This window comes from Nocardia sp. NPDC050697, from assembly GCF_040654395.1.
Lineage (GTDB): Bacteria > Actinomycetota > Actinomycetes > Mycobacteriales > Mycobacteriaceae > Nocardia.
On sequence record NZ_JBFAHY010000001.1, the window covers coordinates 49049 to 67726 of the forward strand.

The 18678-nt window shown below is 72.5% G+C and carries 19 protein-coding genes; 4 read left to right on the plus strand and 15 right to left on the minus strand.

The features are described from left to right. Positions 1-106: 106 nt before the first annotated feature. The 10 genes from AB0H71_RS00275 to AB0H71_RS00320 all read right to left on the minus strand — a co-directional run bounded on the left by AB0H71_RS00275 (position 107) and on the right by AB0H71_RS00320 (position 10593). The gene (locus AB0H71_RS00275; RefSeq protein WP_357013130.1) at positions 107-844 is read right to left on the minus strand and encodes an ABC transporter ATP-binding protein; all 738 of its coding nucleotides are present in this window, start codon (positions 842-844) and stop codon (positions 107-109) included. Beyond that, positions 841-1818, minus strand: a complete 978-nt coding sequence (locus AB0H71_RS00280; protein ID WP_357013133.1) for an ABC transporter permease — start codon at positions 1816-1818, stop codon at positions 841-843. Before AB0H71_RS00280 ends, AB0H71_RS00275 begins: the two co-directional genes overlap by 4 nt. Further along, positions 1815-3191, minus strand: coding sequence for an ABC transporter substrate-binding protein (locus AB0H71_RS00285; protein ID WP_357013135.1), 1377 nt, complete (start codon positions 3189-3191; stop codon positions 1815-1817). Before AB0H71_RS00285 ends, AB0H71_RS00280 begins: the two co-directional genes overlap by 4 nt. A 7-nt stretch (positions 3192-3198) precedes the next feature. Further along, positions 3199-3426: a ferredoxin family protein gene (locus tag AB0H71_RS00290; RefSeq protein WP_357013138.1), complete on the minus strand. Its 228-nt coding sequence runs from the start codon at positions 3424-3426 to the stop codon at positions 3199-3201. Continuing rightward, positions 3427-4221, minus strand: coding sequence for a GntR family transcriptional regulator (locus AB0H71_RS00295; protein ID WP_357013140.1), 795 nt, complete (start codon positions 4219-4221; stop codon positions 3427-3429). It abuts the gene before it with no gap. Between the two features lie 178 nt (positions 4222-4399). Beyond that, a complete protein-coding gene (locus tag AB0H71_RS00300) occupies positions 4400-5050 on the minus strand; it encodes a QsdR family transcriptional regulator (protein ID WP_357013143.1) in 651 nt (216 codons plus the stop codon). Further along, a complete protein-coding gene (locus tag AB0H71_RS00305) occupies positions 5041-6834 on the minus strand; it encodes an acyl-CoA dehydrogenase (RefSeq protein WP_357013145.1) in 1794 nt (597 codons plus the stop codon). Before AB0H71_RS00305 ends, AB0H71_RS00300 begins: the two co-directional genes overlap by 10 nt. Positions 6835-6893: 59 nt before the next feature. Then, entirely contained in the window at positions 6894-8720 is a 1827-nt protein-coding gene (gene cysC, locus AB0H71_RS00310) for an adenylyl-sulfate kinase (RefSeq protein ID WP_357013148.1), read from the minus strand. Continuing rightward, entirely contained in the window at positions 8720-9649 is a 930-nt protein-coding gene (gene cysD / locus AB0H71_RS00315; RefSeq protein ID WP_357013151.1) for a sulfate adenylyltransferase subunit CysD, read from the minus strand. The genes cysC and cysD overlap by 1 nt, the downstream gene beginning before the upstream one ends. Before the next feature lie 41 nt (positions 9650-9690). Then, a complete protein-coding gene (locus AB0H71_RS00320; protein WP_357013154.1) occupies positions 9691-10593 on the minus strand; it encodes a helix-turn-helix domain-containing protein in 903 nt (300 codons plus the stop codon). A gap of 85 nt (positions 10594-10678) precedes the next feature. On the opposite strand from AB0H71_RS00320, the gene AB0H71_RS00325 reads away from it, so the two are divergent. From AB0H71_RS00325 to AB0H71_RS00335, 3 genes are read left to right on the plus strand one after another with little or no spacing between them, the layout of a single operon-like run. Further along, the gene (locus AB0H71_RS00325; protein WP_357013156.1) at positions 10679-11839 is read left to right on the plus strand and encodes a hypothetical protein; all 1161 of its coding nucleotides are present in this window, start codon (positions 10679-10681) and stop codon (positions 11837-11839) included. Next, a complete protein-coding gene (locus tag AB0H71_RS00330; protein WP_357013158.1) occupies positions 11836-12657 on the plus strand; it encodes an SDR family oxidoreductase in 822 nt (273 codons plus the stop codon). Before AB0H71_RS00325 ends, AB0H71_RS00330 begins: the two co-directional genes overlap by 4 nt. Positions 12658-12667: 10 nt before the next feature. Further along, complete coding sequence (locus AB0H71_RS00335) at positions 12668-13831, plus strand: sulfotransferase (RefSeq protein WP_357013160.1); 1164 nt, start codon at positions 12668-12670, stop codon at positions 13829-13831. On the opposite strand, the gene AB0H71_RS00340 is transcribed toward AB0H71_RS00335, so the two are convergent. Together AB0H71_RS00340 and AB0H71_RS00345 are read right to left on the minus strand one after the other, a co-directional pair. Continuing rightward, entirely contained in the window at positions 13832-14503 is a 672-nt protein-coding gene (locus tag AB0H71_RS00340) for a PaaI family thioesterase (RefSeq protein WP_357013162.1), read from the minus strand. Positions 14504-14617: 114 nt separating this feature from the next. Next, a complete protein-coding gene (locus AB0H71_RS00345; RefSeq protein WP_357013164.1) occupies positions 14618-15253 on the minus strand; it encodes a maleylpyruvate isomerase family mycothiol-dependent enzyme in 636 nt (211 codons plus the stop codon). 82 nt (positions 15254-15335) lie between these two features. Between AB0H71_RS00345 and AB0H71_RS00350 the strand changes: the two genes are divergently transcribed. Further along, positions 15336-15707: a hypothetical protein gene (locus AB0H71_RS00350; protein WP_357013167.1), complete on the plus strand. Its 372-nt coding sequence runs from the start codon at positions 15336-15338 to the stop codon at positions 15705-15707. Here AB0H71_RS00350 and idi read toward each other — a convergent pair whose 3' ends face one another. From idi to AB0H71_RS00365, 3 genes are read right to left on the minus strand one after another with little or no spacing between them, the layout of a single operon-like run. After that, positions 15708-16247, minus strand: a complete 540-nt coding sequence (idi, locus tag AB0H71_RS00355; protein ID WP_357013170.1) for an isopentenyl-diphosphate Delta-isomerase — start codon at positions 16245-16247, stop codon at positions 15708-15710. It abuts the gene before it with no gap. Further along, entirely contained in the window at positions 16244-17275 is a 1032-nt protein-coding gene (locus tag AB0H71_RS00360) for a polyprenyl synthetase family protein (RefSeq protein ID WP_357013173.1), read from the minus strand. Before AB0H71_RS00360 ends, idi begins: the two co-directional genes overlap by 4 nt. 37 nt (positions 17276-17312) lie before the next feature. Continuing rightward, on the minus strand, positions 17313-18665 hold the full coding sequence (locus AB0H71_RS00365) for a family 2B encapsulin nanocompartment shell protein (RefSeq protein ID WP_357016063.1): 1353 nt from the start codon (positions 18663-18665) through the stop codon (positions 17313-17315). Positions 18666-18678 lie beyond the last annotated feature (13 nt).

Sequence of the window (18678 nt, forward strand, 5' to 3'; positions counted from 1 at the left end):
GGCGCGGGTAGGGGTCCCGGGCCGCTGAGCCGGAGTGAGCCGCCGGATCGGGAGCCGCGCGGCTGGTCTCCGGCGGAGGATGCGTCGGGGCGCGGACAGCAGCCCTTCACGAGAGCGCCGCCACGATCCGGGCGCGCTCGGCGGAGCGGTCGGCGCCGGTGCGCGGGTCCGGGATATCGATCAGCGCGCGCAGCGGCTGCCCGGCCCGGCCGAGCACGGCGACCCGGTCGCCGAGCAACAGCGCCTCGTCCACGTCGTGGGTGACGAAGACGACGGTGGCGGGGTGCGTGTGCCAGGTGTCGATGAGCAGCCGCTGCACGGTGGCGCGGGTCTGGGTGTCGAGCGCACCGAACGGCTCGTCCATCATGACCGCGCGCGGCGCCCCGGCCAGCCCGCGCGCCAGCTGCACCCGCTGCCGCATCCCGCCGGAGAGGCTCTTGGGCAGGAAGTCGCCGAACCCGGTCAGCCCGACCTCGTCGATCCACCGCTCCGCCGCCGCCCGGCGCCCCTGCCTCGGCTCGCCGCGCAGCTTCAACGCCAGCTCGATATTGGTCCGCACGGTCCGCCACGGCAGCAGCGCGTTGTCCTGGAACACCACCGCCCGGTCGCGCGAGGTGGTGCGCACCGGCTCGCCGTCGGCGAGCACGGTTCCGGAGTCCGGCGCGAGCAGCCCGGCCAGCGCGCGCAGCACCGTCGACTTGCCGCACCCGGAGGGGCCGGTGAGCACCAGGATCTCGCCCGGCCGCACGTCGAGGGTGAGCCCGGCGATCACCGGGTCGCCGCCGTAGGAGAGGTGCACGTCGGCGAGGGCGAGCTTCATGCCGGTGCGGTTCGCCGTGGTCATCGCGCGTTCTCCTCTCCGCGCGGCAGCCAGCGGGTGACCCGCCTGCCGAGCAGCTCCACCGCGGCCGAGGTGCCGAAGCCGAGCACGCCGATGGTGATGATGCCGACGAAGACGCCGGGGTAGTCGACGATGGTGTAGGCCTGCCACGTGCGGTAGCCGATCCCGAGCTGGCCGGAGATCATCTCCGCGGAGATGAGGCAGATCCACGCCACCCCGAGGCCGACCGAGAGCCCGCCGAATACCCCGGGCAGCGAGCCGGGGAAGACCACCCGCAGCAGCACGTCCCAGCGGCTGCCGCCGAGCGTGCGCACCGAGTCCTCCCAGAGCGTCGGCAGCGCGCGCACCGCGTGCCTGGTGCTGACCATGATCGGGAAGTAGGCGGCGAGGAAGGTGATGAAGACGATGCCCGCCTCGTCGTCCGGGAAGAGCAGGATGGCGATCGGCACCACCGCGATGGCCGGGACCGGACGGGCCAGCTCGGTGAGCGGGCCGACCACGTTCGCGAACTTCCGCGAGCGGCCGAGCGCGATTCCGGTGAGCACGCCCGCCACCGTGGCCAGGCCGAAGCCGCTGAGGATGCGGATGAGCGACTGGGCCAGGTCGAGGAAGTAGGTGTCGGTGCCGAGCCGGCGGCCGAAGGCGGTGAGGATCTCGGTGACCGTGGGCAGCGTGTCGAAGCGGAGCCAGAGCCGGACGTCGTTCGCCGTGAGCAGTTGCCAGACGCCGATGGCGGCGAGCACCGAGGCGAGCTTGGTGATCCGGCCCGGCCAGGGGGAGCCGGTGGTCTTCGCCTGGGCCGGGGCCAGCGCGGCCGCCGCGGGTCCGGCTTCGACCAGCGTGGGCGCCGGGTCCGGTGCGGTCGCCGGACGGGAGCCGAGCGGCGCGGAGTCCGCCCCGGTATCCGGCTGCGCGGCGCCGGACGTGGTCGCCGCGGCGCCGCCGCCCGGCGCGGTGGCCGCCTCGGTGCGCGTCATGCCCGCACCTCTTGGACCGCCTGGTCATAGCTGACCGGGGCCGCGCCGGGGTGCGCGGCCCGGTACCGCTGCGCCGCCGCCTCGGTGGTGAAGGGCAGGAACCGGTCCCCGTCCCGCAGCCACACCGACTCGTTCGCGAACCAGCGCGTCCCGAGCTCGGCGTCGAGCACGTACGCGGTGCGCACCGTGGAGCCCTGGGCTCGGGCCTGTTTCACGATGCGGAGCAGCTCGGTCGGATCGGCGGCGGGCCGGGTCTGCTGCTGCCCGTCCACCCACACCTCGTTGCCGGAGCCGGTGGTCGCGTTGGCGTTGTCGGCCAGCGCGGCGTCGTAGGTGGTGCCCCCGCGCTCGGCGAAGGCCTTGCGCAGCGCGGCATCGTCGACGAAGCCGTCGATATCGAGCTCGGCGAAGTCACCGATGGACTTCAGGTACCGCACGTCGTCCTTGAAGGCCGCGATCAGGCTCGGCTTGAGCGTGGTGTCGAAGGAGGTGCCACCGGGACCGTTGTAGAGGTACACCACCTCCTGCGGCAGCCCCGACCCGTCCGCCACGATCTTCGCCGCCTCCAGCGGCTTGCCGTGCAGGAACTCGGTGGCGTCCAGCTGCGCCTGCAGGAAGGCGTCGAGCACCTCCGGGTGCTGCTTCGTGTAGTCCTGCCTGGCGACGACGCCGTGGAAGGTGGGCACGTTCAGCTCGGCGCCGTCGTAGAGCAGCTTGGCCTTGTCCTGGAAGACCAGCAGCCCGGGCCAGGCCACGAACTGCGAGAGCGCCGCCACCTGCCCGGACTCCAGCGCCGATGCCCCCACCTGCGGCTGCTGGTTCAGCACCTCCACCCCGGTCCCCGGGTCCACCCCGGCGCGGGTGAGCGCCTGCACCAGCGTGCCGTGCCCGGCCGAGCCGACGCTGGCCGAGATCTTCTGCCCGCGCAGGTCGGTGAGCGTGGTGGCGCGCGAATCCGGCGGCACCACGACCATGTTCAGCGCGCCCTTCGGGTTGTACCCGGTGACCGAGACGAAGTCGGTGCGCGAGCGCTCGTTGGCCTGGGTGCGGGAGCCGTTGATGAGCAGCGGGTAATCGCCCATCGAGCCGATATCGATCTTCTCCGCCACCATCTGCGCGGTGATCGGCGCGCCGGTGTCGTAGTCCTGCCACTCCACCTCGTACGTCGCGCCGCCCGCGTCGGTGATCTGCTTCAGCCGCTGCTCCAGGTAGCCCTGGGCGCGCAGCAGGGTGCCCGCGGTGACGGTGTTGATGGTCTTGGACTGGTAGCCGACGACGACGCGCACGGTGTCGCCGCCCGCGGCGGTCTGCTCCAGCGAGCAGCCGGTCAGGGCGAGAGCGGCGGCGGCAGCCACCGCGATCAGGCGTTTCATGAATCATTCACCTCAGGAGATACGGCATGTTGACGGTGACGGCACCGGTGGGGCAGCGGGCGGCGCACGGCCCGCAGTACCAGCACTCGTCCACGTGCATGAACGCCTTGCCGGTGCTGGTGTCGATGGCGAGCGAGTCGAGCGGGCAGATCTCGACGCAGAGCGTGCAGCCCTCGATACAGAGCGATTCGTCGATGGTCACCGGCACGTCGGCGCGGTTGTTCGCGAGGGCCATCTACAGGACCTTCCACTCGGGTGCGGTGCGGGACAGGCTGCCCCGCATGGTGATCCGGTCGCCGCGCATCCGGATGTACTCGAGATCCACCGGCCTGCCGTCCTCCAGCCGGGTGAGCCGCTCCAGCATGAGCAGCGCGGCGCCGTCGGTGGTCTCCAGGGTCGCGGCGGTGTGCGGGTCGGCGGAGACCGCCTCCAGCGCCAGGTCGGCCGAGCCCAGCGACTGGCCGCTGACCTGCTCGATGAGCACGAAGATGTCGGTGCCGGCCAGGTCCAGGTCGAGGATCGCGGCGCCGATGTCGGGGGCCAGGTAGGTCAGGTCCAGGCTGAGCGGGCTGTCGCCCAGGTAGCGCAGCCGCTCCAGGTAGACCACCCGCTCGCCCGGCTCCAGCCGGAGCCTGCGCGCGACCGCGGGCGGCGCGGTGATCCGGGTGGCGGCGCGCACCTCGTTGCGCACGGTGCCGTGCCCCTTGAGCGTCTCCTGCAGGCCGAGCAGGGCGTCGAGGCCGTGGTCGTACTTGCGGTTCGCCACCCGGGTGCCGACCCGGGGCGCGCGGTCGATCAGCCCCTCGTCGCGCAGCAGCGCCAGCGCCTCCCGCACGGTATTGCGCGAGGTCTCGAACTCCTCCGCCAGCTGTGCCTCCGCGGGCAGCCCGTCCGGGAAGGCGCCGGTGTGGATCTGGTGCCGCAGCACATCCGCCACCCGGCGCGCCTGATCCGCCCGCAGCCGCCGCACCGGCGCCTGCCCGGACGGCTCGCCCTGCTCGGGAACCGGATTCACACCTCTGACCTGCATGAACCGACGATAACGGGCCGCGGTGGGCGCGCTGACCGGAGTGCGCGCGAACCGCGTTCACCCGCCCGGAATACGCCGGGGCGGGGTGGGCGCGACCAGCGTGGCTCCGGTCATTGCGCCACCCCGCCGCAGCGGCGGGGACTTGCGATCACGGTGATCGGAACGGCCCGCCGGCCGCTCAGCGCTCGGCGGGCAACCCCAGCAGCGCCGCCTGGACCGTGCGCAACCGCTCGACGTCGCCGGTGATCCCGACGGCGCTGTCGTTGTAGAGAAACGCCTCGCCGAGCCGCACCATGGCGTAGGCGAGCAGATCGGGCGGCATGGGCGGCTCGTACCCGTCGTCCCGGACGGCGCGCTGCACCAGCTCCTCGACGGCGCGCACGGCCCGCGGCTGCACCGGCCCGTCGCCGGCGGTGAGGGTGCGCAGCCCGGCCCGCTGCTCGTGCTCGAAGTAGCGGCGGAAGGGTTCGTTGTCGCTCATCCAGCGGTTGACCCGGGCCAGCACCTCGAGCACGCGGTGCGCGCCCGCGCTGCGCCTGCGGCTGTCGGCCCGCGCGACGAGCGCCTCGTACTCACCGGCCAGCACCGCCCCGAGCAACCCCTCGCGCGACCCGTACCAGCGGTACACCGAGGCCCGGCTCAACCCGAGCCCGGCGGCGATGGACTGCACGTCGATCCGCTCGCCCGCCAGGAACGCGGCCCGCGCCGCCGCCACGACCTCCGCGGGGGTGGCCGCGGCGGGCCGCCCCGGCCGCCGCGGCGCCCGTGGCCGCGAGCCCGGATCGCGCGGCGGCTCGACGACGCCGCCCGCCGGCCCGCTCAGAACCACTCCGCGCGCATCTCGAGCGTGGTCCGATCGAGGCTCGCCAGCAGGTCCAGCCCGGCCCCCGTCTTGGGCAGCTCGTACCGGTGGAAGTACCGCGCCGCCTGCCGCTTCCCCTCGTGGAAGGCATCGTCACCGCCGGCGGCGGCGAGGTACTGCTCCAGCCAGATCCACGCCACCACGGTGTGCCCGAACACCTCGAGGTAGACGCTGCTGTTGGCCAGCGCCGCCTCGATGTCCCCGCTCGCGAAGAGCCCGGCGGTCACCTCGGTCAGCCGCTGCCAGACTGCCCCGAGCCCGGTCCCGAGAGCGGCCGCCTCGCCTCCGGCCGCGGCGGCGGCATCCAGCGTCGCCCTGATCCGCGCGTCCAGCGCCAGCAGGCTCGCGCCGCCCTGCTGCGTCACCTTGCGCCCGAGCAGGTCCAGCCCCTGGATGCCGTGCGTCCCCTCGTGAATGGGGTTGAGCCGGTTGTCCCGGTAGTGCTGCTCGACGTCGTACTCCCGGGTGTACCCGTACCCGCCGAGCACCTGGATGGCCAGGTCGTTGGCGGTCAGGCACCACTGCGACGGCCAGCTCTTGGCGATCGGCGTGAGGATGTCGAGCAGCAGCCCGAGCGCCCGCCGCTCCTCCTCGTTCTCCGCGATCCGCTGCTCGTCCACCAGCCGGGCGCAGTACAGCACCAGCGCCAGCGCCCCCTCGGCGTAGCTCTTCTGCGCCAGCAGCATGCGCCGCACGTCGGCGTGCTCCACGATCGGCCGCTGCGGGCTCGCCGGGTCGGCGCCGATCTTGGCCCGCCCCTGCGGCCTGCCGCGCGCGTACTCCAGCGACTTGAGGTACCCGGTGTAGCCGAGCGCGGTCGCCACCAGCCCGACCCCGATCCGCGCCTCGTTCATCATGTGGAACATCAGGCTCAGCCCGCGGTGCTCGGTGCCGACCAGGTACCCGATCGCCCCGGCCGCGCCGCCGGGGGTGTGCGTGCCCTCGCCGAAGTTCAGCAGCGTGTTGACGGTGCCGCGGAACCCCATCTTGTGGTTCAGCCCGGCCAGCGTGACATCGTTGCGCTCGCCGAGCGTGCCGTCCGCACCGACCAGGAAGCGCGGCACCACGAACAGCGAGATCCCCTTGGTCCCCGCGGGGCCGCCCGGGATCCGTGCCAGCACCAGGTGCACGATGTTCTCGCCCAGCTCGTGGTCGCCGCCGGAGATCCACATCTTGGTGCCGAAGAGCCGGTAGCTGCCGTCGCCCTGCGGCTCGGCGCGCGTGGTGATGTCGGCCAGCGACGACCCGGCCTGCGGCTCGGAGAGGCACATGGTGCCGAAGAAGCGGCCCTCCAGCATGGGCCGCACGAACCGCTCCACGTACTGCTCGCCGTGCGCGAGCAGCAGATTCGCATTGGCGATGGTGAGGAAGGGATAGGCGGCGGTGCCGGTATTGGCGGCGTGGAACCAGGCGAAGGAGGCCTGCGCGACGACGGCGGGCAGCTGGATGCCGCCGAGCTCGGCCGCCACCGTGGCGCCGGGCAGCCCGGCCTCGGCGAAGGCCCGCAGCGCCGTCGCCACCTCGGGAATCAGCTCCACCTTGCCGTCCACGAACTTCGGCTCGTTGGCATCGGCCTTCTTGTTGTGCGGCGCGAAGTGCGTCTCCGCGATCTCGGCGCTCAGCGCCAGCACCGCGTCGAAGGTCTCCCGCGAGTGCTCGGCGAAGCGCGGGTGCTTCGTCAGCGCCTCGACGTCGAGCCACTGGTAGAGCAGGAACTCCAGATCGCGAGGGTTGAGCAGCAGGGTGCGCATACGCCCGTCCTTTCGAGACACGTACCGCGCAGAGTATCAAATATGCGCACCCCGCCGGATCAGAACCCCAGCAGCTCCGCGATCCGCGCCGCCTGCTCGGCCGGGTCGCCGTCATCGGGCCGCAGCACCAGGTCGGGCTGCTCCGGCGCCTCGTACGGCGCGTCGATCCCGGTGAAGCCGCGCACCTCGCCCGCGCGCGCCTTGGCGTAGAGCCCCTTGGGATCGCGAGCCTCGCACACCGCGAGCGGCGTGTCGACGAAGATCTCCAGGAAGGGAAGCCCGGCCGCCAGGTGCGCCCGCCTGGCCCGCTCCCGATCCTCCCGGTACGGGCTGATCAGCGAGACCACCGCGAGTACCCCGGCCTCGGCGAAGAGCTTGGCCACCTCGGCCACCCGGCGGATGTTCTCGGTGCGGTCCTCCGGCGCGAAGCCGAGGTCGGCATTGAGGCCGTGCCGCAGGTTGTCGCCGTCGAGCAGGAAGGCGGGGCGGCCCGAGTTCACCAGCCTGCGCTCCAGCTCCACCGCGACGGTGGACTTCCCGGAGGCGGAGAGCCCGGTGAGCCAGACGGTGCCGCCGCGGGTGGCGCGCTCGGTGCGCTCGACCGCGCTGCGGTGCCACACCACCCCCGAGGTGGTCGGCGTCGGCCCGGTGATCATGCCGGCCGCCACGGTGTTGTTGGTGGCGTCGTCGACCAGCACGAAGCTGCCGGTGCTGCGGTTGCGCCGGTACGGGTCGAAGAGCAGCGGCCGCCGGGTGCGCAGCTGCACCCGGCCGATCTCGTTGAGCCCGAGCGCGTTCGCCTCCTCGTCGCGGTGCAGGGTGTTGACGTCGAGCCGGTAGTCGAGCCGCTGCACCTGCACCGGTTCGGCGCGGGTGGTGTGCCGCAGGGTGTAGGTGGCGCCGGGGGTGAGCGCGCTCTCCTCGGCGAACCAGCAGACCATGGCGTCCAGGTCGCGGGCGGACTGCGGGCGGTTCGCCGGACGGCAGAGCAGGTCGCCGCGGGCCACGTCCAGCTCGTCGGCGAGCTGCACCGTCACCGCCTGCGGCGGGAAGGCCTCGGCCAGCGGTGCGCCGCCGGGGCCGTAGAGCGCCGCCACCGTGCTGCTGAATCCCGACGGCAGCACGGTGACCTCGTCGCCCGGCTTGAAGACACCACCAGCGACGGTGCCGGCGTAGCCGCGGAAATCCGGGTTGTGCGTGCGGGTCACGTACTGCACCGGCAGCCGGGCGTCGATCAGGTTGCGGTCCGAGGCGATGTGCACCTGCTCCAGGTGGTGCAGCAGCGGCGTCCCCTCGTACCAGGGCATGCTCGCGCCGCGGTGCACGATATTGTCGCCGTGCAGCGCCGACATGGGGATGAAGGTCAGGTCGCTGACCTCCAGCCGGGCCGCGAAGCGGGTGAAGTCGTCTTTGATCTCCTCGAAGCGCTCCTGGCTCCACTCCGCCAGGTCCATCTTGTTCACGCAGAGCACCAGGTGCGCCACGCCGAGCAGCCCGGCCAGGAAGGCGTGCCTGCGGGTCTGCTCGACGATGCCCTTGCGCGCGTCGACCAGGATCAGCGCGACATCGGCGGTGGAGGCGCCGGTCACCATGTTGCGGGTGTACTGGATGTGGCCGGGGGTGTCGGCGATGACGAATTTGCGCCGGGGCGTGGTGAAGTAGCGGTGCGCGACATCGATGGTGATGCCCTGCTCGCGCTCGGCGCGCAGGCCGTCGGTGAGCAGCGACAGGTCGGTCTGGCCCGCGCCGCGCTCCCTGCTGGTGCGCTCCACCGCGGCGAGCTGGTCGGCGAAGATCGCCTTGGAATCGAAGAGCAGGCGCCCGATCAGCGTCGACTTGCCGTCGTCGACGCTGCCCGCGGTGGCCAGCCGGAGCAGGGTGGTCATCAGAAGTACCCCTCGCGTTTGCGGTCTTCCATCCCCGCCTCGGAGATGCGGTCGTCGGCGCGGGTGGCGCCGCGTTCGGTGACCCGGGTGGCGGCCACCTCGAGCACCACCTCGTCCGGGGTCGCGGCAGCCGACTCCACGCAGCCGGTGCAGGTGGCGTCGCCGACGGTGCGGAACCGGACGGTGGCCTCGTAGGGCTGCTCGCCGTCGAGCAACTCCAGGAACCTGGTGCGCGCCAGCAGCATCCCGTCGCGCTGCACGACGTCCCTGCGGTGCGCGTAGTAGAGCGGCGGCAGCGCGATCTCCTCGGCGGCGATGTAGCTCCAGATATCCAGCTCGGTCCAGTTGGAGAGCGGGAAGACCCGGATGTGCTCGCCGCGGCGGTGCCTGCCGTTGTACAGGTTCCAGAGCTCGGGGCGCTGGTTGCGCGGGTCCCACTGGCCGTACTCGTCGCGGAAGCTGAAGACCCGCTCCTTGGCGCGCGCCTTCTCCTCGTCGCGCCTGGCGCCGCCGAAGACCGCGTCGAAGCCGCCCTCCCGGATGGAGCGCAGCAGGGTGTGCGTCTGCAGCCGGTTGCGGCTGGCGCGCGGGCCGGTCTCCTCGGTGACTCGGCCCGCGTCGATGTCCTCCTGCACGCTGCCGACCAGCAGCCGCAGCCCGAGCCGCGCGGCGGTCTCGTCGCGGTAGGCGATCACCTCGTCGAAGTTGTGGCCGGTGTCGACGTGCAGCACCGGGAAGGGCAGCGGCGCCGGCCAGAACGCCTTGGCGGCCAGGTGCAGCATGACCACCGAGTCCTTGCCGCCGGAGAAGAGCAGCACGGGGCGTTCGAAGGTGGCGGCCACCTCGCGGAAGATGTGCACCGATTCGGCCTCGAGCGCGTCGAGATGCGACAGCTCCCAGCCGGTAGCGGACTTCTGGTTCGGGCTCACGAGACAAAACTAGAACACGTTTCTATCGAACCGTCAACGCTTCAGCGCAGCGGCGCGCGCCCGCCCGCCGCCGCGGTGACGGCATCGGCCGCGGCCGCGAGCGCGGTGCCGCGGCGCTCGATCTCGGCGCCGGTGACCGCCCGGCCGACGTACATCGTGAGCACCATGCTCTGCCTGCCGCGCTCGTCGTAGGTGGGCGCGGCGAGCAGGCTCACCGGGTGCTCCTTGCGCGGCCGCAGATCGCTGCCCAGGTACACCCGCTCGCCCAGGCTCGTCACCAGCTCGGCGACGAGTTCGCGCAGCTCGGCGGGCATGTCCCGGCCCGCGGCGCCGGCCAGCAGCGAGTACAGCCGCCTGCCCGCGGCGGAGACGCTCTCGATCAGGTACCCGCGTTCGCGGCACTCCGCCACCACCGTGCGCAGCCGCCGCTCGTCCTGCTCCAGCGGCACCGTGGCCGGGGTGCGCAGCCAGGCGTCGAAGGCGGCGTCGGTATCCCAGAGCACGTACATGAGCCCGACCGGCGGCGCGAACGGGTAGGTGGCGCCCACCTGCACCCGGCCCGGGCCGGTGCCCTCCAGCACCACGATCTTGTCCCCGACCACCGCCGATGCCGTGCAGGTGGTGCGGTACCGCACGCTCAGCGGCTCCAGCTCGGCGCGGGCAAGCGCGGAGACCGCGAAGTTCTCCTGGGCCGCCCGCCCGGCCCCGATCAGCGCCGGGCCGAGGCCGTAGCCGCGGGTGCGCGGATCCCGGATCAGGTACCCGGCGGCGGTGAGCTCGGTGAGAATGCCCAGGCAGGTGGGTTTGGCGAGCCCGAGCGCCCGCGCGATCTCGGAGAGGCCGTACCGCGAGCCGCCGTTGGCGACCAGGAAATCCAGCACTTGCAGCACCCGGACGGTGGGGGCGGAGCGCCGGGCGACGGTGCCGTCTCCGATCGCGACCATTGACCACTCCTAGAACAAGTTCTAATCTTCGGTTGGACGAAATGTACCACGTCGGTACATATATGGAACACGACCTGGAGGCTACGTGCTCAGCAAGCCGTTCGCGGAGGCGATCGCCGAGGCCGAGGAGATCATCACCTCGGCCGCGCAGGTGAAGACCGAACAGGACCTCGTCGAGGGCTTCGACTATCTGGGCGGCAGCATTCGCGCCGCGCTCCAGCTGGCCTGGGCCTACGACCGCGACTTCCCCTTCTTCGCCAGGTCCACCGGCCCCTACACCAAGATGGGGCTGGACAACCCGGACACCCTGTACTTCCACGCCTTCCTCCGCCCGGAGGCGGAGTACCTGGTCACCGGCGTCCGCGGCACCACCCGCGACCTGAGCTTCCAGGTGCTCAACGGCAATTACACCCCCGCCGAGGTGCCGGACAGCCAGACCGCCTTCGACGACCGCGAGCTGGATATCGCCCCGGACGGCAGCTACCAGATCCGCTTCGGCCCCGGCCCGGCCCGCCCCGGCTACGTGCAGCTCGCGCCGGATTCGTCCATGCTCGCGGTGCGCGAGGTCTACGGCGACTGGTCGGAGCGGCCCGGCACCATCCGGATCGAGCGGGTGGACACCGTCGGGGACGCGCCGCCTGCGCTCACCCGCGACCTGCTGGCCAAGCGGTACCAGGTGGCGGCCAGGAACCTGACCTCCCGGCTGCGCACCTTCCTCGCCTTCCCGGAGTGGTTCTACCTGAACCTGCCGGTCAACACCATGACCGAGCCGCGCCGCACCCCGGGCGGGCTCTCCACCCAGTTCTCCTCGGTTGGCCACTACGACCTCACCGACGACCAGGTGCTTATTTTGACCGTGCCCAAGTCCGACGCCCCCTACCAGGGCTTCCAGCTCGGCACGATCTGGTACCTCTCGCTGGACTACATCAACCACCAGACCAGCCTGAACGCCGACCAGTCCCGGGTGGACCCGGACGGCAAGATCCGGCTGGTGATCAGCGAGCGCGACCCCGGGCTCGCCAACTGGGTCGAGCGCACCGGCCACGACCGCGGCTACCTGCAGTTCCGCTGGCAGCGGCTGGCCCGCGATCTGAAACCGGAGGACGGGCCGGAGGTGCAGCTCGTCTCCTTCGACGAACTCCCGGAGCAGCTGCCCTACTACGAGGAGGCCCGGGTCACCCCCGAGCAGTGGCGCGAGCGGATCGCCTTCCGCCAGCGCGCGCACGCGGATCGGATGCTGGGATGAGCGACCACGATACCGCCGCCGACGCGGCGCTGGGCGGGGCCGGGCTGCTGACCGGCAAGGTCGTCGTCGTCTCCGGGATCGGCCCCGGGCTCGGCCGCTCGATCGCGGTCAGGGCCGCGCGGGCCGGCGCCGACGTCGTGCTCGCCTCGCGCACCGAGAAGCGGCTGGACAAGGTCGCCGCCGAGGTCCGGGAGATCGGCCGGAAGGCACTGGTCGTGCCGACCGACATCACCGACGAGGCCGCCGCCGAGAACCTGGTGCGCACCACGGTGGAGCAGCTCGGCCGGGTGGACGCGCTGGTGAACAATGCCTTCGCCATCCCGCCCATCACCGACCTCGCCACCGTCGAGCTGGACGGCGTGCGGGCCGGGTTCGAGACCAATGTGCTCGCCGCGCTGCGGCTCACCCGGCTCTTCGTGCCCGCGCTCGCCGCGGCGAAGGGCTCGGTCGTGATGATCAACTCAGCGGTGCTGCGGCACTCCAGGCGCACCTTCGGGCCGTACAAGATGGCCAAGGCGAGTCTGCTGGCGCTGGCGCAGAGCCTCGCCACCGAACTGGGCCCGCAGGGCATCCGGGTGAACTCGGTGGCCCCCGGCTACATCTACGCGGGCAACCTGAAGTGGTACTTCGACTACCAGGCCAAGGAGCGCGGGATCACCCACGAGGAGGTCTACGCCGAAACCGCCGAGAGCACCGACCTGCGCAAACTGCCGGAGCCGGACGAGATCGCCGACGCGGTGCTCTTCTTCGCCTCCCCGCTCTCCCGCATCGTCACCGGCGCGTGTCTCGACGTCAACGCCGGCGAATTCCACCACTAGGAGCCCTGCCATGACCACGATGGGCCGTGCCGAGATCGGCACGATCGACGACCTGCACGCCTCGGCGACGAAGGTGATCGGGCTGGAGGATTTCGGCGCCGACGACTACCGGGCGGGGCTCTCCGTGCTGCTGGAGTCGTACGCCGCCGACGCCGAACTCACGCCCTGGGGGAACAAGATCAACCGGGCCATGCTGCGCGGCGGGCTGATCGCCAGGGCGCTGAGCGAGAGCGCCTGGCAGCGGTACCCGGAGCACGCGCGGGTGCCGATCGAGCGCCCGATCTTCGTCACCGGGCTGCCGCGCTCCGGCACGACCGCGGTGCACCGGCTGCTCACCGCCGACCCCATGCACCAGGGGCTGGAGATGTGGCTCACCGAGATGCCGCAGCCGCGCCCGCCGCGCGCCACCTGGGCGGAGAACCCGGTGTACCAGGGCATCTCGGCCGGGTACGAGAAACATCACGTGGAGCATCCGGAGTTCATGGGCGTGCACCACATCTCGGCCGATCAGGTGGAGGAGTGCTGGCAGCTGCTCCGGCAGTCGGCCATGTCCATCTCCTACGAGTGCCTGGCCTACCTGCCCACCTACTCCGGCTGGCTGCGCGAGCAGGACTGGACCCCCGCCTATCAGCGGCACCGGAAGAACCTGCAGCTCATCGGGTTACCCGACGCCGGGCAGCGCTGGGTGCTGAAGAACCCGAGCCACCTCTTCGCGCTCGACGCGCTCTTCGCGGTCTACCCGGACGCGCTGGTGGTGCAGCTGCACCGCGAACCGAGCACCATCATCGCCTCGGTGTGCAGCCTGAACGAGAAGGCCAGCGAGGGGTGGTCCGAGAAGTTCCGCGGCGACGTGGTCGGCAGCACCCAGCTCGAGCTGTGGGCGCGCGGCGCGGACAGCTTCCTGGCGGATCGGGCGAAGTACGATCCGGCGCAGTTCATCGACGTCTACTACGACGATTTCGTCGCCGACCCGCTCGCCGCGGTGCGCGGCATCTACCGGCACTTCGGCATCGACCTGACCCCCGCCGCCGAGCAGAAGATGAGCGCGCTGCACAGCCGGAGCACCTCCGGCGCGGCCCGCCCGCAGCACCGGTACACGCTGGACGACTACGGCCTCACCGCCGGGCAGGTGGACGAGCGCTTCGCGGCGTACCGCGCCGCGCACTTCGGCTGACTACTGCTGGCCCGGCTTGAGCACGATGAACAGCCCGTGCGCCTCGGCGCAGAGCCGCTCGCCGTCGTGCAGGGTGGCGCGCACGAAGACCTTGCGGCCCTCCTGCCGCTCGGTCCAGGCATGCAGGGCCAGGGGCTTGTCGAGGGGGGTGATGGCACGGTAGTCGACGGTGAGCGAGGCGGTGCGGGTGACCGAGCCGGAGGTGAGCGCGGCCGCCATGCCGAGCAGGTCGTCGAAGCCGAGCGCGATGTGGCCGCCGTGCGCGGCCGCGTTGCCGCCGAGGTGGAAGGCGCGGAAGGTGATGCGGGCGTGCACGCCGGTGGCGTCGGCGGAATCCACCTCGTAGGGCGGCAGCGTCAGGTTGCCGCGGGCGGGCAGGTCGTTGCGGGTCCAGTTGGGCAGCGACCACTCGTCCACCGTGGCGCCGGCCAGCTCGTCGTTCAGCTTGGTGAGCTGGGTGATCACGTGCTGGGAGAGTTCGTCGCCGGGGTCGGCCATCCGGGCCCGGTCCATGAGCAGCCGGACCTGCTCGATGAAGTCGCCGTAGAGCTCGCCGCCGCGCTTCTGCGCGTCCGCCGCCGCGTTGGCCTCGATCAGCTCGACCATCGGCCGGAAGCCGCCTTCGTGGTGGTCGGCGCTGGGCAGCGCCGGGTCGAGCCGCTGTTCGTTCATCCCCTCACGGTAACGGTAACCGGATGGTCGCTTCGCAGGCGGGAGCGGTAGAGGTGAGCAGCGGCACACTCCGCCCGCGCGGCGGCGCGGCCGCGCACCCCGCCCGCCCCCGCGCTATCGGGCCTCGTACCTGGCGGCCGCCGAGCCGGAGAGCCGTCCGGGCGGGAGTCTGCGCCCGCAGAGGACGAGCAGCAGGTCTTGGGCGGGACCGGTGACCACCGACTGCGGGTCGTCGCCCGACAAACTCCAATCCAGGTCGTCGGCGCGGAGCTCGACGCCGGACAGGTCGGTGCCGAAGTACCGGACCTGCTCGGCCTTGGTGCCGGCGAGCACCACGGCGACCCGCTCGACCGGAACCCGGCGCGGCAACCCGAGCGCCACCGTGATGTCCATTCCGTGGATCACCTCGTGCGCCAGCGTCGCCTCGTACCCGCTGCGCGGCGGCTTCCAGGGATGGTCGGCATTGTCGCGCAGGCTCGCCACCAGCTCCTCGGGGGTGAGCGCGGCGGCGTCGGCGCGGGCTCGGCGATCGGCCATGCGGTTGAAGTTCCCGCGCGCCTTCGCCATATCCAGCGCGAAGCGCGGCAGTGACAGGCGGTAGGCCATGGTCATGTGCGCGAGCACCTCGCGCGGCCGCCACCCGGCGCAGAGCGTCGGCGCCTCCCATGCCGCCGCGTCGAGCCCGGCGAAGACCGCGGCCAGCTCGGTGCGCTCGGCCGCGATGGCAGCGCGCACCTCGGTTTCGGACATATCTCTCCCTCCGGGATTCTGCTTCCCGAAGGGAGACGGTGCGCGGCCCCCGGAGTCATCGGTATCTGCGACACTCGGGCGCGTGTCTGCCGAGAACCGCACACCGCTGCTGGAGATCCGCCGCGGCACCGGCCACATCCTGGCCCGGCGGCTGCCGGACGGGGTGTACGAACTCGAGCACGGCGACGGCGGCGACCGGTTCCAGCTCTACACGCCCGACGCCGTGCTGGTCCGCGACGTCCTGGTGTCCTGGCTGGACGGTGCGGCGTGGTGGCACCGGAGCGTGGCCTGGTCGCGCGTCGACCCGGCCGTCGCGGAGCTGCACGCGCTCCGCGACGAGCTCACCGGCCTGCTCGACGGCTTCGGCGGCTTCGACGCCGCGCTCGGCGTCATGGACGACGCGCTGGCCCGCTTCGACGCCGAGATCGCCGCGCTCGACGCCGACGAGCCCTGATCAGCACCGGTCGAGGTGGGTGAGGACGGCGAGCTCGAGCACCCCGCCCAGCCACGGCGCGTACCGCTCCGGGTGCTCGACCAGGTCCCGGCTCACCAGCGCCGGCTCCACCCAGGCGTAGTCGGCGACCTCGGCCGGGTCGGGCCGGAGTTCGGTGCCGAGGTGCAGCCCGGTCACCACGTGGTCGAACTCGTACTCCACCCGGCCGGTCCCCGGGTCGGCGGCCCGGTAGGTGAAGGTGCCCGCCTCGCGCAGCTCGGCGCCGAGCCCGAGCTCCTCGCCGAGCCGGATCCCGGCGGCCTCGGTCACCGGCTGCCCCGGCGCCGGATGGCCGCAGCAGCTGTTGGCCCAGCGCAGCGGGAAGCGGGTCTTCGCCGCCGCCCGCTGCTGCAGCAGCACCCGCCCCGAGCCGTCGAGGAGCAGCACCGAGAAGGCGCGGTGCAGCAGGCCGGGGGAGCGGTGCGCCTGCGCCACCGAGCAGCTGCCGACGGCGATCCCGGTGCCGTCCACCAGCTCCACCGGCAGCAGCTCCCGGCTCACCACGTGCGGTCCGCGGCCAGCGCGGCCAGCCGGTCCAGCTCCGCACCGGCCGCCGGATCGATCGCCAGCTCGGCGATCATCGACCTGGCGCCCGCGCAGAGCTCCGCCGCCTGCTCCCGGCTCCACGCCCGGCCACCCGCCGCCTCGACCAGGTCGGCCGCCGTGCGCAGCTCGGCGTCGTCCAGCGGCTGCTCCCGGTGGTAGAGCGCGGCGAGCGCGGCTCCCGCCTCGGTGCCGGAGTTCAGCGCGAACACCACCGGCAGCGACTTCTTCCTGCGGCGCAGATCGGAGTGCACCGGCTTGCCGGTGCTGTGCGCGTCACCCCAGATCCCGAGCAGGTCGTCGACGTGCTGGAAGGCGCGGCCGACCAGCCTGCCGATCTCGCGCAGCCGGAGCAGCTCGCCCGGCCCCGCGCCGCCGAAGAGCCCGCCGAGCTCGGCGGCGCAGCCGAAGAGCGCGCCGGTCTTCCGGTCGGTCATCGCCAGGCACTCGGCGACGGTCACGTCCCGCCGCCCCTCGAAACTCAGGTCCGCGCACTGGCCCTCGACCAGCTCCAGCACCGCGCGGTCGAGCAGCTCGGCCGCGGCCGCGGCTCGCGCGTCGGCGGTGGCGGTGAGCAGGGCGAAGGCCTGCGAGGCGAGCGCGTCGCCGGCGAGGATGGCGGGGCCGATGCCGAAGACTGCCCACGCCGTCGGCCGGTGCCTGCGGGTGGTGTCGCGGTCCATGACGTCGTCGTGCAGCAGCGAGAAGTTGTGCACGAGTTCGACCGCGGCCGCGGCATTCCCGGCGTCCTCGATGGCGCCGCCGGTGAGGATGGTGGCCGCCAGCACGAAGGCCGGGCGCAGCGCCTTGCCGCCCGGCTGCTGCTCGGGTCTGCCGTCCCGATCCCACCAGCCGAAGTGGTACCCGGCGATGTGCCGGACGGTGGGCGGCATGGTGTGCACGGCGGTGCGCAGGGTCGCGGCGCAGGCCGCGCGGCCGCGGGCGACGGTGTCGGTGTGGTGATCCTTGGCGATTTCCCGGGTCATGAGCGGTGTCCTGATCGGTTCGCAGGGATGGGGGTGGTCACAGACTCAGCTGCACGCCGGTGAGCGCGCCGAGCGCGTCCGGCACCAGCACCGCGGCGGCGTGGTTCGCGCTCACCAGGTAGGTGGCGACCGCGTGGTCGTCGATTCCGGTGAAGCGCACCGAGATTCCGGGGCGGTACTCGTCCGGCACCCCGGTCTGCCGCAGCCCGATCACGCCGTCGTCACGCTCGCCGATCCGCAGGGCCAGGACGGTGCTGGTCCCGGCGCGGGAGATCGGGATCTTGTCCGAGGGCAGCAGCGGGGTATCCCGCCACGCCTGCACCCGTGCCCCCTCGACCAGCGTCGGCTCCGGGTAGAGGCCGCGCGCGGTGCACTCCCGGCCGAACTGCGCGATCACCCGCGGATGCGCGAGGAAGAACGCGGTCTTGCGGCGGCGGGCCAGCAGCCGGTCCAGATCCTCCGGGGTCGGCGGGCCGCTCGCCGGGACCACCCGCTGCGTGGCGTCGATGCTGTGCAGCAGGCCGAAATCGGGGTGCGTGAGCAGGTCGCGCTCCTGCCGCTCCAGCAGCGCCGCCACCGCCAGCCGCAGCTGCTGCTCGAGCTGGTTCATCGGCGTGTTGTAGAGGTCGGTGACGCGGGTGTGCACCCGCAGCCGCAGCTGCGCGACGCCGAGCCGGTACTCCCGCGGCCGCGGCTCGTAGTCGACGTAGGTGCCAGGGACGGCGGGCTCGCCGTCGTGGCCCGCGGCGAGATCGATCGCCGCCTGGCCGTGTCTGTCGGTGCCGGTCACCTCACGGAAGCCGGCGAGATGTGCCGCGAGCCCGGGGATCTCGGCGCGCAGCGGGTCGAGGCGCTCGCGCGGCAGGGTGAGCACCGTGCAGGCCGTCTCGGCGGTGGCGGTGAACTCCCAGATCGGCCGGGAACCGGCGAGCAGCTCGGCGCCGAGGTGCGCGCCTCCGTCGGCCACCTCCAGCCGGACCCGCTCGCCGTACGCGTCCGGCACGCCGACGGTCACCCGGCCGTGCGCGATCACGTGGACGCCGTCGACCTCGTTGCCGAACTCGCACAGCGTCTCCCCGGCCCGGTACTCGCGCTGCCGGAAGGCGGTGGCGATGGTGCGCAGCGCGTCCTCGTCGAGCCCGCGCAGCGCCCGCAGCTCCTGGAGTTCGGCGGGGACCAGCCGGTACTGGCCGCCGGCGGCGGTGCTGGTGATGCGGCCGTCGCCGACGGTGTAGGTGCGCCGCCGGTTCACCCGGTAGGTGCCGCCCGCCACCTCGACCCAGGGCAGCATGCGCAGCAGCCAGCGCGGGGTGCTGCCCCGCATCTGCGGGACGGATTTGGTGGTGGTGGCGAGGGTCCGCGCCGCCTCGGGGTGGAGTGCGGTGCGCACCTCCGCGGAATCG

What these genes read in the sequence shown, in the direction of transcription:
- AB0H71_RS00275 (WP_357013130.1), bottom strand. Translation starts at nt 844, where the DNA reads ATGACCACGGCGAACCGCACCGGCATGAAGCTCGCCCTCGCCGACGTG.
- AB0H71_RS00280 (WP_357013133.1), bottom strand. Translation starts at nt 1,818, where the DNA reads ATGACGCGCACCGAGGCGGCCACCGCGCCGGGCGGCGGCGCCGCGGCG.
- AB0H71_RS00285 (WP_357013135.1), bottom strand. Translation starts at nt 3,191, where the DNA reads ATGAAACGCCTGATCGCGGTGGCTGCCGCCGCCGCTCTCGCCCTGACC.
- AB0H71_RS00290 (WP_357013138.1), bottom strand. Translation starts at nt 3,426, where the DNA reads ATGGCCCTCGCGAACAACCGCGCCGACGTGCCGGTGACCATCGACGAA.
- AB0H71_RS00295 (WP_357013140.1), bottom strand. Translation starts at nt 4,221, where the DNA reads ATGCAGGTCAGAGGTGTGAATCCGGTTCCCGAGCAGGGCGAGCCGTCC.
- AB0H71_RS00305 (WP_357013145.1), bottom strand. Translation starts at nt 6,834, where the DNA reads ATGCGCACCCTGCTGCTCAACCCTCGCGATCTGGAGTTCCTGCTCTAC.
- cysC (WP_357013148.1), bottom strand. Translation starts at nt 8,720, where the DNA reads ATGACCACCCTGCTCCGGCTGGCCACCGCGGGCAGCGTCGACGACGGC.
- AB0H71_RS00320 (WP_357013154.1), bottom strand. Translation starts at nt 10,593, where the DNA reads ATGGTCGCGATCGGAGACGGCACCGTCGCCCGGCGCTCCGCCCCCACC.
- AB0H71_RS00330 (WP_357013158.1), top strand. Translation starts at nt 11,836, where the DNA reads ATGAGCGACCACGATACCGCCGCCGACGCGGCGCTGGGCGGGGCCGGG.
- AB0H71_RS00335 (WP_357013160.1), top strand. Translation starts at nt 12,668, where the DNA reads ATGACCACGATGGGCCGTGCCGAGATCGGCACGATCGACGACCTGCAC.
- AB0H71_RS00340 (WP_357013162.1), bottom strand. Translation starts at nt 14,503, where the DNA reads ATGAACGAACAGCGGCTCGACCCGGCGCTGCCCAGCGCCGACCACCAC.
- AB0H71_RS00345 (WP_357013164.1), bottom strand. Translation starts at nt 15,253, where the DNA reads ATGTCCGAAACCGAGGTGCGCGCTGCCATCGCGGCCGAGCGCACCGAG.
- AB0H71_RS00360 (WP_357013173.1), bottom strand. Translation starts at nt 17,275, where the DNA reads ATGACCCGGGAAATCGCCAAGGATCACCACACCGACACCGTCGCCCGC.